A 13,886-nucleotide genomic window follows, 5' to 3' on the forward strand; every position below is an offset into this window, starting at 1 on the left:
TTCCTTTACATCGTTTTCGCTATGATATTGATGTGTGCGTTGGAAAATGTGCTTGATCGCCACATTCTGAATAAAGAACAGGGGGGATGGGATTTTGGATAAAACAATAAATTCGTGGTTTATTGATGTTGTGTTTGTGATTTATTTATGGTTGTTTTCTTCATACATGTGCTTGAACATCATGCATTGAGCCTCAGAAACAGAGTGCTTACTGTGTAATTTTAGTAAAATAGTCATAATCTATGCTGGTACTCTTATTGACATCCAGAGTTTTTGATAAATCTCGTGGCTAGTAGAAAGAAGATTAGAAGAATAATACTTAAACTAGCTTAATTTTTTTAGTGAATAGATTATTTCCCTTATATTATGAAAATAAAATAATTTTCGTGTATATGATTGATAACAATACGAAATAATCATATTAACAGTTATATTTTAAAAATAAGCAATGAAGAATCGCTAACAAAAAATGATTGAAGTCTATTCTTTAAACAAAAATGTGTTGCAAGTAAAAATCATCTTATGAAAGAGAAAAGTTTATTAACCTGATATATTAGTATTGAAACAAGTTTTAAAATGTTCTAAAATGATACAAATTTAATTTTAATAGAGGTTATTAATATATTTATTTTGTATTTAATAAGTCTCAAGGGGAGGGTTTATGTATACAATTGATTATAATAAGTATCGTTCTGTAAAAGGTTTTAACAATCGCGTTCGTTTTTTAGTTATGCATTACACTGCAGTTAACTTTGAGAAGTCGATCGCATCTCTTACGGGAGCTGATGTTAGTGCCCATTATCTTGTTCCTGATCCTATGGAGGAAACGTATATCGCATCTGGTTTTAAAGGTGTACATATTTTTAATTTAGTTGATGAAGACAAACGTTCATGGCATGCTGGTGTTAGTTCATGGGCTGGGCGTGCAAACTTAAATGACACTGCTATTGGGATTGAAACAGTCAGTTTAGCTACCGAAAAAGATGGGGTATTTACATTCCCACCTTATAATTTAAATCAAATTGATGCAATTAAAAAACTTTCATTAAATATTCTGCAACGTTATCCAGATATTACGCCAACCAATGTTGTCGGTCATAGTGATATTTCTATTGGAAGAAAAAGTGATCCAGGTGCGGCTTTTCCATGGAAAGAGCTTTATGAAGCCGGTATAGGGGCATGGTATGATGAGGAAGTGAAAAATAAATATTATCATCACTTCCTTAGGGAGATAAAGCTGCCCAGTAAAGAAGAGGTTATTACTCGACTTAAGCGATATGGGTATGATACTTCGGCTGCGGATAGTGATAAGGGCTTCAAGAATTTGATCCGAGCATTTCAGCTTCATTTTCGCCAAAAAAATTACGATGGGGTATTGGATATTGAAACATTAGCAATCCTATATGCGTTGCTAGATAAATATTTTCCAAGATAGGAGTTAATTTCTTTTCATAAAAATGTGAACCACCACGATATTGCATATTGTGGTGGTTTTCCTGTATTTGGTAAAATATTACTAGTCGCGTTTTGCGTAATAGAAAAATATTCTTTTTGATAAAATGAATTGATTTGAAGGAAATTTTTGCACATTTTATAAATATGAGTTGAAAAATCCTCTGTTTTATAAAGATAAATTGCTGTCACCAGTGTGATGCTGTTTGTGGTAACACAAAGGGAATATCTGCCTTTGGCAGTTTAGAAACACTTAGTGGGCAATGATAAACGTCGCGCAAATTTTTTGTTGTTAAAACATGAAAAACGCTTCCTTCACAATAAATTTTTCCTTGCTTAAACAATATTATTTTATCTGCATAATGGGCAGCAAGATTGAGATCATGCAGAATAGCCAAAACACCCCCACCACGATAGGCAAAGTTTTTGGCTATATTCATGACAATAAGCTGATGTTGAACATCAAGGTTGGCAATGGGTTCATCTAATATTAGCCAACGAGGGATTTGATTATAAATGGGGTTCCATATTTGGCAAAGTACACGAGCAAATTGTACTCTGGCTTGTTCACCACCTGATAATTGGTGATAGTATCGATCGCCATAGTCGGCTAGGCCAACTTGTTCTAAAGCTTGTTGAGGAAGATTTTGAAATTCTGTTTTTGTGACACCAGGTTGACTTATAGAAAGACCAAGTCTTACCACTTCATGAACTAAGAATGGAAATGCTAATGCCGTTGATTGTGGTAAAATTGCACGCATCGTTGCCATTTTACAAGCTTTTGTTTGGGTAACGTCGTAACCATTTAATGTTATTTTTCCGCTATAGGAAATTTCTCCACTAAGTGCTTTGATAAAAGTACTTTTCCCGGATCCGTTGGGACCAATTATAACAGTGAGAGCTCCGCTTTTTGCTTGGAGAGTAATATGGTTGATAATGTGTGTTTTTCCTCGTTGAACGCATATATTGGTTGCTTCAATCATGAAAATTTATTCTCCGTTGGTATATAAGGATCCAAAGAAAAAAAGGTGCACCAAAGAGCGCTGTAACGATACCGATTGGTAATTCTGCAGGGGCAACAATAAAGCGCGCAAAGGTATCAGCAAAAATAAGTAATGCTGCTCCTAAAATAGCAGAGCAAGGAATAAGATAGCGATGATCAGGACCAATCAGTAAACGCAAAATATGTGGAACAACAATGCCGATAAAACCAATGCCACCACTGACGGCAACTGCTCCACCACACATAAGTGCAACAAGTAAAATAGCGATATTTTTTATTTTTTGAGTATTGAAACCAATATGGTTAGCAACAGATTCACCAAGAGCAAGAGCATTAAGTGCGCGCGATAAAAAGGGAGAAAAAATAAGGCCAATCCAAACGAAAGGTAAGATCAATCCAACTTTCAGCCATGTTCCACCTACGAGAGAACCAAGATTCCAAAAGGTAATATCACGCAATTGTTGGTCATTTGCGATAAAAATTAAAGTTCCAACAACAGCACCATTTAGAGAGCTAAGAGCAATACCTGCAAGAAGCATCGTTGCAATAGAAGTACAACTATGATGCGTTGCGATTATATAGAGAATGATTGTTGATAATAACCCACCAAGAAAAGCACCTATGATGATTTGATAAGATTCTAAAAAAGGTGCTAATAAAGGAGGAAAAGAAATATTGACAACAATGGCTAAAACAGCGCCAAGACTTGCTCCTGCTGATACGCCTACAATTCCAGGATCTGCAAGAGGGTTACGGAAAAGCCCTTGCATGAGAACACCTGAAACGGCTAAAGCCGCACCAACTAATAATCCTAGGATAATACGGGGTAATCTGATATCAATAAACACAAGATAATCACGGGTTTTACTGCTTACGGAAAAATCTTCTGTAAAAAGTACATGAATGAGATTAATAAAAGAGACATTTGATGCGCCACTTAATAGCCCCAAAAAAATGCTAAAAAAAAGGAACAGCATTAAACTGAATAATGCAATTTTACCTCGATTCACACGTGTTTCTTTTCTGTTTTGTTTTATTTCAGATGCACGAGTCATAGAGATATTATTTGTCATTTTTTATCAGCTTTTGCTGGGTTATCTGTGCTATAAAGCATATCAATGAGTTCTTTTGATGCGTCTGCAGTACGCGGACCAAAACCTAAAAAATACATAGTGTCTACTTGTTTGATAGCATGATTTTGTGCAGCGGGTGTTGCTTTAATTGCTGGCATTGATAAAATTTTATCAATTTTAATTAAATTCTCAGTATGGTTTGTGAGCAAAATAAAGTCAGGATTTGATTTTAATAATTCTTCATTGTTTAAAAGCTTATATCCTCTATAATCAGAGACGGCATTTATAGCCCCTGAAAGTTTTATCATAGCGTCAGCAGCTGTATGTGTTCCAGAGACCATGGCACGCCCATTTTGTATTGAGAAAATGAAAAGAACACGTTTTGGTTTAGTCACTTTTGCCAAAAGTGCATCATTTTCCATAAATTTGTGATTTATTTTTTCAATCAATGCAGCTGCTTGCGTTTCTCGATGAAGAGCTTTCCCAACAAGACGAATTTTTTCTATTATACTTTCACGAGAGAAATTTTCTGGTACAATCAGTATAGGTATTGATGTTTTTTTGAGAATATCAATTGTTGAAGGAGGGCCACTTCCTTCGACGAGTAATATACCTTCTGGGTCAAGTGATAAAAGACCTTCAGGTGAAAGAGCTCGCATGTATCCAAGCTCAGGAAGTGTTAGTGCTTCTTTTGGATATGTGCTTGTGCTGTCGCGGGCAATAAGCTGATTTTGGGCTCCTAATGCATAGATGGTTTCTGTAAGGGCACCACCAATAGAAATAATGTGCGCATTTTTAGGAAAATTGGTTGTGGGGTCAGCGATCACTTTCTTAGTAAGACAGATAAAAGAGCATAGCATGCAAATAAGAAAAAGGCTTGATAGTCTACGCAAAAAAGGTGTGCACATGTCTTACCTTACCTTAGTTAAGTAGCTGCCATTTCTTGGTACTTAGGCAGATTATTCAATAAAAAGCGCCAATCTTCACGTTCTTTTTGGCCTTCTTTTCGTAAGCCAAAAAATTGAATAACCATCTCACCATTTTTATCAAAAACTTCAAGTGAACTGACGTAACCATCTTTAGTGGGTTTGCGAACATGCCATACTTTATCGATTTCTGAGGTAAGTAGATGCATTTGGAAGTTTTGATCGAGAATATTGAGCCAAGGCCCCATTTTTTTAATATTTTTCACTTTTCCAGTGAAAATTTGAATACATCCTTCATTGCCAACAAAACACATAATTGGTAACTCTTGTTGTGCTGCTTCGTTCAGCATGATTTCAACGGATTCTATATTTAATTCATCAACAAATTCATCCCCAGCGTGTTTTACAGCATCATGTCTACTTATTTTAAATTCAGAAAGAATAGCATGAAGCTGATGAACATCAGTCATTTTTTGCCAACGATTACGAAATTTTTCAACATCCAGCTCTGTTATGTCATTTTGGATTGGCGTAGGAGCAGGAAGAACATCAAGGGTGGGGGATTGGTCTGTATGGAGCAATTTTTCAACAAGTAAACTCCATTCCTCCATATTTGTTGCATCTTTGCAATATGATTTGAAAATAGCGATACCGTGTTGATCAAAAAATTGTAGGCTTTTCCTAGGGTTCCCGGAAATAACCATTTCATATTCAAAACAAAATTTCCATTTTTTGGGGAAAATACGCAAGTCAATCTCACCAAGCGTTAGAAGAACATGTTCACCTTGAACAATTTTTTCAAAGCACCCTGTTATTTCATGAACAGCATTGTCATTACGTGTTAACGCCATGACTATTCCAATTTTAGGAACATGTTCAAGAAAAGTAGTAACATCAGCTTGTAATCTTTTTGCTTTTCCGACTGTGCAATAAGCAGCAACTAGCTCTGCTTCAGATATACCAATTGAAGTGGCAAAATCACGATTACGCACCTCTTTTTTTTCTTCACGCAGGCGAATAATCATTTCAGCTGTATAAGACATAGGCTTTCCTTAATATTATTATTAATATCAATTTTTAATTTTAAAACGATAAGCTGAACCATTTTAAATAATGGCTCAGCCTATCACCAATCAAGCCCTTTTACTGCCAATAACAGAACAACTGAAAATTAGTAAATTAGAATTATTTAAAGCTTTTATTTTAATTTTAAATTCAAAGAAAACGAAAATTAAAATGCAATAATTTATCCTTATAATTTTTTATTTGACTGAAAGTTTAATAGAAGTGGCTAAAATTTTTGTACGAATGACACCTTAAAGCTCCGGCCAGGCTGGCTAAAATAATCTTTAGGAAGAGGGGACTCACCTCTAGGAGAAACAGAAGGAAGATCACTTGCATTCCAATATTTTGTATTGAAAATATTATAAACACCAGCTCTTATAGTAAGACCGTCTTTACCAAAAGGTTTCCACCAACTCAGCACATCGACAAGGCTATAACCTGGAACTTCTCTATAGCTAGATTTTTTTGCTACCTTATCGTTTTTGGCTGCTAAAGTAAGCACAAAATCTAATCCCCAGAATTCTTTTGCATATCCTAGCCCAAAAATTGTTTTCAAAGCCGGAATGGAACTAAGATATTCTTTTTTATCAAGATCTTTTCCGTGAGCATAAGAAAGAGAAAAATCGCTATGGAGACCATTATCAAGATTCCAATGCGCTTTTGTTTCAACACCGAAGATACGTACATGTGCACGGTTTACATAATGTTCACGCGAAAGTCTAAATTCTCTTGATGGTCCTTTATCGACAAGATCAATAAAGTTTTTATAGTCGTTAATAAAGGCACCAAAAGAGCCCCCAAAATTCATATTTCCATATTTTACACCGAGATCATATCCATTACTGGTCTCAGGCTTTAAATCAGGATTCCCAGCTCTATAGTAAAAGGAAGGATTGATATAATTAAGATAAAGCTCTGAAACGCTTGGTGCACGGAAAGCTTGCGCCCATTGAGCATAAAGTGCTACCTGATTATGAATATCCCACTCTAAACGCAATTTAGGAGAAAAATGTGAGCTACTGCTTTTTGAAGGTAATTTTTGAGAAATAGGCACTTTTCCATAAGAAGCAGTCTCTTGAGGGTTATGTGTATACCAATCATAGCGGATGCCAGGCGTAATGCGAACGTGATAACGATAAAAATCGATTTCATTTTCAAAAGCCAAACCAAAACCACGGCTATTCGTATCAGGTGCATCTGACTGGTTTGTGTGCAAGAAAGCACATCCACGCGCATTCTCTGGCAGATGGCAATTATCTTTACCGGATGCATATTGATGAAATTTAGATTCAAAAATATTAATTGCAAGCTGCAATGTATTAGTTGTCGTGCCGATATCAACTTTTTTAATACTATTTGTGTTTAAACCATAAGTAGTATTACGTATTTGATTATCTCTTAGATAGTTTCCTTTTGGCGATACAACTCTGTTCCCACTCAAGATATGATTATTTAATTGATTTTGCCAATAAATTTGCCCATGAAAAGCATCGAGAAGAGTATCTTGACTACCTTCATAATCGTAAGAAAGAGAGAAACGCTCACGACTTTTTTTATTTTCCTCATGAACAGACTCAGGAAAATATATTGCAGGTGCATTCATCACATGAGTGTCTTTATTATAATGAAAACGTTCTGCTGTAAAACTTAATCTATGATTGTGATCGAAGTATTGATGAACCTTAAAGAGAAGATTATTTTGATCAAAATCAGCAGGGTTTGCAAGTGTACGCTTTGTTCCGTAGTCACCTATGCTGCCCATATTTTTGCGTTCATGACCTCCTACAAGAGATCCTTGGAAAAGCACAAAAGTTTGATTGGCACGTACTGCATAGGCTTGATCCACCTGCCAACTGTTATCAACAGAATTATAACTACCTTTTGTAAGACTTCCCCAATTTTTTTCCTCTGTGAGGAGATCTTCAGGATTAAGAGTACGCAAAGCAATAATACCACCGAGTGCACCAGAGCCATAAATACTGGAGTCTGATCCTTGAATAAGATCAAATGTGGAAAGTGTATTGAAATCAAATGTTGAATTGCCGCCTTTAACACTGCGTGCTTCATCATTAAGCCATGGAAGAGGGATACCGTCTATTGTTGTTAGAACACGATTGGCATCTAAACCACGAACGATAAAACTATCATTACTTGAATTGTAACTTATGGATGAATTAAGACGGTTGACGTCATGAACATCACTTACTTGTTTTTGTTCAATGTTTTGGGCTGTTTGGCGGTCAGTTAAAATTGTTACTGTGCTTGAAGGATCTAAATCTTGTTTCCCTTCAATCACAATTGATTTAAGATCAGTTACACTACCCTCATCATTATTTTGTGCAAAAACAAATGAAGGTGCCCAAATCGATAACGCGCTTAAAGCGACACAACTTTTATAGATATTTTTCCACTTTATTTGCATAATACATCACTAGTCCCTATTTAATACATCACTAGTCCCTATTTAAAGTGCTTCCTCTAATTTAAGAAATTTCATACACATTAAAATATTTAACTTACTGATCATAAACCTTAATTAGCTAAACAGTGATGAGGTTAATATACAATCACAATAATACCATATTGAACATGATAAAAATCGTCAAGAAAAAAGTTGTAATTTGAAAATAGCCTGTTTTAATAAAATTAAGCACAAAATTGAGTTCAAAATGGCGGTGGATAGAATTTATGAATGATGCAATTACTGAGCGGTTATCAACTCTTTGGGTTGGTGCGTTTATCGTTGCTCTTTCCTTACATGTAGCATTAGGGGTGCAATTCTATTTTCAAAATGTTGGTGCACATAATTATATTGTTTCACCGCCAATTATGTTGGCCTTTGAACAAGAAATTATACATCCTGATCTTAGTATTGATACGGATTTGGAAGTGTTGCAGGATGATTTTGTAAAATTAGATCACGACATGTTAGAGCCAGTGTTACATGAGACCCAACCAGAAGAATTTTCTCCTTTAGAAGAGACTCTCTCTTCAGAAAAATTTCAATCTACAGAAGAGTTGCAATCTATCACAGAAAAAAATGATTTTATGGTGCCAAAACCTTTAAAAAAATCTTCTCCTTTGGAAAGGGAGCAGGAAAATATTATTCAAAAATCGTCATCAGTTTTGAAGGCTAAAATAAGGAAAAGTGATGAAAAAACAATAGATTCGTTCACTTCTAGTAAGTAAAACAATGCAGAGGCACTTGATGATGCTTTATCAAAAAAGTGGTTAGCAGAGGTACAAGCACAATTAGAAAGACAAAAAAAATATATTATGAGGCAGCGTATTCGTCGTGTAAAAGGGGTTGTACGGTTAGAATTTAAAGTGCATGAGCAGGGGAATATTTTTGCTAGCCGCATTGCACTTTCTTCTGGTGATCAAGAACTTGATCGATTAGCTATGGCAGCACTTCGACGTGTTGTTGTTCCTCCTCCTCCGCTTTCAAAAATGAACGAGACTATTAGAGTGTTTTTGATATTTAATTAATTTTGTATATTTATTCAAATAGCGTCTTTTTTACAAAGCAAATTTGGCTGACATTATTATTGATTATTTCATGAATAAATTGGTTCCCATATGGGGGATGGTAAAGTTGCTTTTCACATTGTTTTTATAATTTTTATGGTACTATGGTTTATGAATGAGAATATGAAAAAGCCTGTTTAAATAAAGAGTTAAGTTTATTATTGTTGATGGCCAGACATAAGATCAGTTTTAATATCTGTTATTCCAGTAAGTCGAGCTTTGTAAACTCCATAATTTTCCATGACACGCATCACATAATTACGTGTTTCTGCGTAAGGGATGCGCTCTATCCAATCAATAACTTTATCAAGAGTTTGTTCTCTAGGATCACCATAACGCTCTATCCATTCATTTGCTCGGCGTGGACCCGCATTATAACTGATAAGAGCCAATATATAGGATCCATTAAAACGTTCTAATTGCTCATTTAGAAAATGGGCACTTAATGTTGCATTATAACCAGCATCACTGCTCAACTTTTGCGGTGACCATATAATTGAATGCTTTTTTGCAAGTTCTTTTGCTGTTTTGGGAAGCAATTGTAATATGCCTTGGGCGCCTGCTATTGATAGAGCTATTGGATTAAATTCACTTTCTTGGCGCGCAATGGCATAGACGAGAGCTTTTTTTGTTGCAGAAATATTAGCGGATGCAGGAATAGCACCAAGGGGGTGAGAAAGCGCACCGACATTTTTACCTTGAACAACAGCAGTTTTACCGATTTTGAGACTGGTGTGGTAGTCCCCTTTTTTTTCTGCCATAACAGCCAAAAGGGCTAATTCACCAGGGCTTTCTATTTGTTGGCCGAGTTCTTTATAAAGTATTTTGGCAAGATGATCATAGCCAACTTCTTCAAGCTGTTGAATCACTTGAACAATTTTTCGAGTATTAAAGTTTTGCCGATCAGTTGGTGTTGGTTTAGGAAAGAGTATTGTGAGTTTTGTTTGGTTAAGTCGTGAATTTGCTAATTGACCATAATAAGTTGTACTAAAATGAGCAGCACGACGAAAATAATGTAGAGCATTTTGATGTTCACCTAAAATTTCTTTTGCTCGTCCCATCCAATAATAACCGCGGGATGTTGAGACAGGACCTGAAGAAATTTGAGGAATACGTCTAAAATGATTCATTGCCAATTGAGGATTATGAAGAAATCGTAATGCATACCATCCTGCATGAAATTCAGCATCGATTGCCCATATAGGGGTTACACCAATGTGGGTTGCAACGAGTTGATAGGCAATTTGATATTGGTTTAAATCAAGCATTTCACGGGAAATAGCACGTCGCTCTATCCACCATGCATCAGGGTTGACAAGGCTTGCTTTATCTCGTGGTGCTTTCATCATGAGTGTTGCTGCAGCGCTGTATTGTCCAGTTCGTCGAAGATGGCGAATTTGCGCAAATTGTAAGAGAGGATCTTTTTTCCATGATGGGTCAACAGCTTGTAATTTTTGTGCAGCTTGAGGATCATTTTTTTCAACTGCAGCAACGGCTTTAAAAAGAGATTGGGCCTTGGCTAATGTTGCAATACGTTCAGCTGAGCTAATGCGTTGAACATAAAGCATGGTCCGCATACGTTTCAGATGATCAATAGGCTTTAAAGCAGCATGCGCTTTTTTAAGGATAAGTTCCTCTTCTTCTGCATTAAGTTTCGTTTTATGCCACCACGGTGCAATAATTTGTCGTGCATGGGTGATTTGTCCAGTTGTAATAAGTGCTTCAGTAAATGCAGCCATACCTTGTGCTGTAATAGGAAGACGATTAGAAAATTTCTGAATGATTTTTTGCGCTGAATTGGTTTCGTTGACAAAAGCATGTTCAGCATTGCGCTGTATGAGAGCTATGCCTGGCCATTCTTTTAATTCATTAAGTGCATTGAATAATTCAGAACTTGGTATATCTTTTTGGTTTGATGTGCCGATTGCCCAAGTTAAAATATAGCGGTTAAGACTATTTTTTGCCATCATGTTACGAAGAGCTATGGCTTGTGTGATATTGTTTTTTGAAAGAGAATCTAAACCTAATTTAAGTTGATCTATAGCAATGATATCGTTGATATTTAGGTGAGGGATTATTATATGGTGGGGTGGTACAGGTGGGTTCTTGGATTGTTGTGTCATGACAGAAGAGTGGGGGCGAGCCAAGGGGATTGGTATTTTCTGGGGTGAAAAGGTTATTTGCGCAAATGCATTTGAGGGTAAAATTATTGCTATCAACACCGGTGTAATAACAGTGCGTGTAAAAGATTTGATAGACAATGAACGCATTAAGAACAAACCTTAATCTTGCTTTTTAAAATACTTTACAAAGTAATTTCTAAAACAGAAGCATAAAGGACCTATTAACGTATAATATGATGTTTTATATTCGGAATTGAAAAAAGCTACATGCTAGTAAAGTATGTGTGAAATTTATCTTGTTTCAACGGAGCAGCAAGATTATGCTCTGCTGTTAGTAAATTAAAAAAGCGATTGTTAAATATAAGGGAGTTTATCATGCTCAAGGGAGCACTGACTGCACTTATTACACCCTTTAATGAAAATGGTTCTGTAGATGAAGAAACATTTTGCAACTTTATTGAATGGCAGATTACACAGGGTATTGACGGTTTGATTCCTGCTGGAACAACAGGAGAGTCGCCAACTTTAAGTCATGAAGAACATAAGAAAGTTATAGAATTATGTGTTGAGAAAGTTGCTAAACGTGTTCCTGTTGTTGCGGGAGCCGGGTCAAATAGTACAGATGAGGCTGTAGAACTTGCGCAACATGCAAAAAAGGCAGGTGCAGATGCGGTTTTGGTTGTCACACCTTATTATAATAAACCTAATCAAGAAGGGATTTATTCTCATTTTGCTACCATTGCGAAGGCTGTTTCTATTCCAATAGTAATTTATAATATTCCTGGGCGTTCTGTTGTCGATATGGCAGTGGAAACCATGAAAGATCTTTGTCAGAATTTTAAAAATATTATTGGTGTCAAGGATTCAACAGGAAATATTGAGCGAGTGAGTGAACAACGGGAAAAGTGTGGTAAAGATTTTGTACAACTCTCTGGGGATGATCAGACAGCTTTAGGTTTTAATGCACACGGGGGTGTAGGGTGTGTCTCTGTTGCGTCCAATGTAGCTCCAAAATTGTGTGCAGAGCTTTATGCTGCTTGTCGCAGTGGTGATTATAAAACAGCGTTGGAACTAAATGACCGTCTGATGCCTTTAAATCGTAGTATATTTATTGAACCAAGTCCTTCAGGTATTAAATATGCCGTTGCAAAATTGGGGTTTTGTCGTGATACTGTACGTTTGCCGCTTGTTCCATTAAAGGATACAACAAAGGAAATTATTGATGCAGCGCTGCAACATGCTGGTCTTATTAAAGAATAAAATGATATTGCAGTAATCATGAGAAAAAAAAAGAATGTGCTAATACGAAAAATTATTGCTGAGAATCGTAAAGCTCGTTTTAATTTTGAACTGCTCGAGCATCTTGAAGCTGGTATTGTATTAAATGGAACGGAGGTTAAATCTTTGCGTTCCAATCATGCTAATATTGCTGAAAGTTATGCTAGCTTTGAAAATGAAGAATTGTGGTTGGTTAATGCCCATATTCCTGAATACACGCAGGCTAATCGTTTTAATCATGAGCCGCGTCGTTTGCGTAAATTATTAGTTTCAAAACGTGAAATAGGGCGTTTTTTTAATGCAGTTTCTCGTGAAGGAATGACGATTGTTCCGCTTAAACTTTATTTTAATGAACGAGGATGCGTTAAATTAGAGATTGCTTTGGCACGTGGTAAAAAGATCCACGATAAACGCGAAACAGAGAAAAAACGCGATTGGGGACGTGAAAAGGCAAGACTTTTAAGACGATATGGGTAATGGTGCAAACTCTGCGTCCTTTTTTTAAGAAATCTCAACATTGATCTAAATATGTTTTTGCTTTTTGAAAGACTTGATGGAACATAGCATCTGTCAAACGACCAGTATTTGTATTGTATCGTGAACAATGGTAGCTTGAGAAGATGCGTAATTTACCGATATTGTTAATTTTTCCATGACCAAAAGGATGTGCTGAGGCGTTTGCGTTGAGAGCACGTATGGTTGAAAGATGGGCAATGCTTCCAAGGGTAATGACGGCTTTAAGCTTAGGGAGATTTTTTAAGAGAGGTGCAAAAAAATATCGGCAAGTATTGATCTCAATACTAGAAGGTTTATTCTGCGGCGGGACACAACGGACAGAGTTAACGATTGCTGCATCAATGAGTTTGAGACTATCATCAGGTCTTTCTTCAAAAACACCTTGAGCAAAACCGAATTTTTTTAAAGTAGAATAAAGCAGTTGTCCAGCATAATCACCAGTAAAAGGGCGTCCAGTTCGATTGGCTCCGCGCAATCCAGGAGCAAGACCTACAATGAGAAGGCGTGTTGTTGCAGGGCCTTTATAAGGGAAAAATGGACTTACAGGTGCATTATGCCAAAGAGGCTCCTTTATACGCCAGTCGGTGATAAAGTCGTGTAAACGAGGACATAAGTTACAATTTTTCGGTGGTTCTGGACAAAATTGTGCCAATCTATCATTATGGTTGCCGGGGTCAATCACTTTATAAAAGCCTTTTTGAATTATTGTATTATGAATAAATTTTACCTTTGTATACAAAGAATGCAATTAAATCTGTTTTACAACATAATTTAACACAAATCTGTTTCTCAACAGAGCGATATTATCCTCGCACTTTATGCGATAAAAAAGAATGTTAAATGAGAAGATGTCAAAAAGGGCTTAAAGCTCTTAAAAATTCGTATGACTAATTTAAGCGACATATAATTTATTGTTGTTTCC

The 13,886-nt window shown here is 36.2% G+C and carries 12 protein-coding genes and 1 pseudogene; 6 read left to right on the forward strand and 7 right to left on the reverse strand.

What is annotated here, in order from left to right; translation table 11 throughout:
- Nucleotides 1-661 precede the first annotated feature (661 nt).
- Nucleotides 662-1,435 carry an N-acetylmuramoyl-L-alanine amidase gene (locus BARBAKC583_RS02190; protein ID WP_005766504.1) on the forward strand — a complete coding sequence of 258 codons (774 nt, stop codon included), beginning with the start codon at nucleotides 662-664 and terminating at the stop codon, nucleotides 1,433-1,435.
- Nucleotides 1,436-1,640: 205 nt separating this feature from the next.
- On the opposite strand, the gene BARBAKC583_RS02200 is transcribed toward BARBAKC583_RS02190, so the two are convergent.
- The 5 genes from BARBAKC583_RS02200 to BARBAKC583_RS02220 all read right to left on the reverse strand — a co-directional run bounded on the left by BARBAKC583_RS02200 (nucleotide 1,641) and on the right by BARBAKC583_RS02220 (nucleotide 7,941).
- A complete protein-coding gene (locus tag BARBAKC583_RS02200; RefSeq protein WP_005766507.1) occupies nucleotides 1,641-2,435 on the reverse strand; it encodes a heme ABC transporter ATP-binding protein in 795 nt (264 codons plus the stop codon).
- The gene (locus tag BARBAKC583_RS02205) at nucleotides 2,428-3,528 is read right to left on the reverse strand and encodes a FecCD family ABC transporter permease (protein ID WP_005766509.1); all 1,101 of its coding nucleotides are present in this window, start codon (nucleotides 3,526-3,528) and stop codon (nucleotides 2,428-2,430) included. Before BARBAKC583_RS02205 ends, BARBAKC583_RS02200 begins: the two co-directional genes overlap by 8 nt.
- Entirely contained in the window at nucleotides 3,525-4,436 is a 912-nt protein-coding gene (locus BARBAKC583_RS02210) for a heme/hemin ABC transporter substrate-binding protein (RefSeq protein WP_005766511.1), read from the reverse strand. Before BARBAKC583_RS02210 ends, BARBAKC583_RS02205 begins: the two co-directional genes overlap by 4 nt.
- A 17-nt stretch (nucleotides 4,437-4,453) precedes the next feature.
- Entirely contained in the window at nucleotides 4,454-5,497 is a 1,044-nt protein-coding gene (locus tag BARBAKC583_RS02215) for a hemin-degrading factor (RefSeq protein ID WP_005766513.1), read from the reverse strand.
- A gap of 248 nt (nucleotides 5,498-5,745) precedes the next feature.
- Nucleotides 5,746-7,941 carry a TonB-dependent hemoglobin/transferrin/lactoferrin family receptor gene (locus BARBAKC583_RS02220; RefSeq protein WP_005766517.1) on the reverse strand — a complete coding sequence of 732 codons (2,196 nt, stop codon included), beginning with the start codon at nucleotides 7,939-7,941 and terminating at the stop codon, nucleotides 5,746-5,748.
- 266 nt (nucleotides 7,942-8,207) lie between these two features.
- Here BARBAKC583_RS02220 and BARBAKC583_RS07035 point away from each other — a divergent pair, with 266 nt between their 5' ends.
- On the forward strand, nucleotides 8,208-8,708 hold the full coding sequence (locus BARBAKC583_RS07035) for a hypothetical protein (protein WP_225866730.1): 501 nt from the start codon (nucleotides 8,208-8,210) through the stop codon (nucleotides 8,706-8,708).
- A 45-nt stretch (nucleotides 8,709-8,753) separates the two neighbouring features.
- Nucleotides 8,754-9,008: pseudogene (locus BARBAKC583_RS07040) on the forward strand (energy transducer TonB family protein); the annotation flags it as partial.
- 197 nt (nucleotides 9,009-9,205) lie between these two features.
- Here BARBAKC583_RS07040 and BARBAKC583_RS02230 read toward each other — a convergent pair.
- Nucleotides 9,206-11,170, reverse strand: a complete 1,965-nt coding sequence (locus tag BARBAKC583_RS02230) for a lytic transglycosylase domain-containing protein (RefSeq protein ID WP_011807327.1) — start codon at nucleotides 11,168-11,170, stop codon at nucleotides 9,206-9,208.
- On the opposite strand from BARBAKC583_RS02230, the gene BARBAKC583_RS07045 reads away from it, so the two are divergent.
- The 3 genes from BARBAKC583_RS07045 (at nucleotide 11,169) to smpB (ending at nucleotide 12,925) form a co-directional block, all read left to right on the forward strand.
- Nucleotides 11,169-11,333, forward strand: coding sequence for a hypothetical protein (locus BARBAKC583_RS07045; RefSeq protein WP_011807328.1), 165 nt, complete (start codon nucleotides 11,169-11,171; stop codon nucleotides 11,331-11,333). The two genes, BARBAKC583_RS02230 and BARBAKC583_RS07045, sit on opposite strands and share 2 nt — an antisense overlap.
- Nucleotides 11,334-11,545: 212 nt before the next feature.
- A complete protein-coding gene (gene dapA / locus BARBAKC583_RS02235) occupies nucleotides 11,546-12,430 on the forward strand; it encodes a 4-hydroxy-tetrahydrodipicolinate synthase (protein WP_005766524.1) in 885 nt (294 codons plus the stop codon).
- Between the two features lie 18 nt (nucleotides 12,431-12,448).
- A complete protein-coding gene (gene smpB, locus BARBAKC583_RS02240; RefSeq protein WP_005766527.1) occupies nucleotides 12,449-12,925 on the forward strand; it encodes an SsrA-binding protein SmpB in 477 nt (158 codons plus the stop codon).
- A 34-nt stretch (nucleotides 12,926-12,959) separates the two neighbouring features.
- Here smpB and BARBAKC583_RS02245 read toward each other — a convergent pair whose 3' ends face one another.
- Entirely contained in the window at nucleotides 12,960-13,616 is a 657-nt protein-coding gene (locus BARBAKC583_RS02245) for a uracil-DNA glycosylase (RefSeq protein ID WP_035453167.1), read from the reverse strand.
- Nucleotides 13,617-13,886 lie beyond the last annotated feature (270 nt).

It is taken from the genome of Bartonella bacilliformis KC583, from assembly GCF_000015445.1.
Lineage (GTDB): Bacteria > Pseudomonadota > Alphaproteobacteria > Rhizobiales > Rhizobiaceae > Bartonella > Bartonella bacilliformis.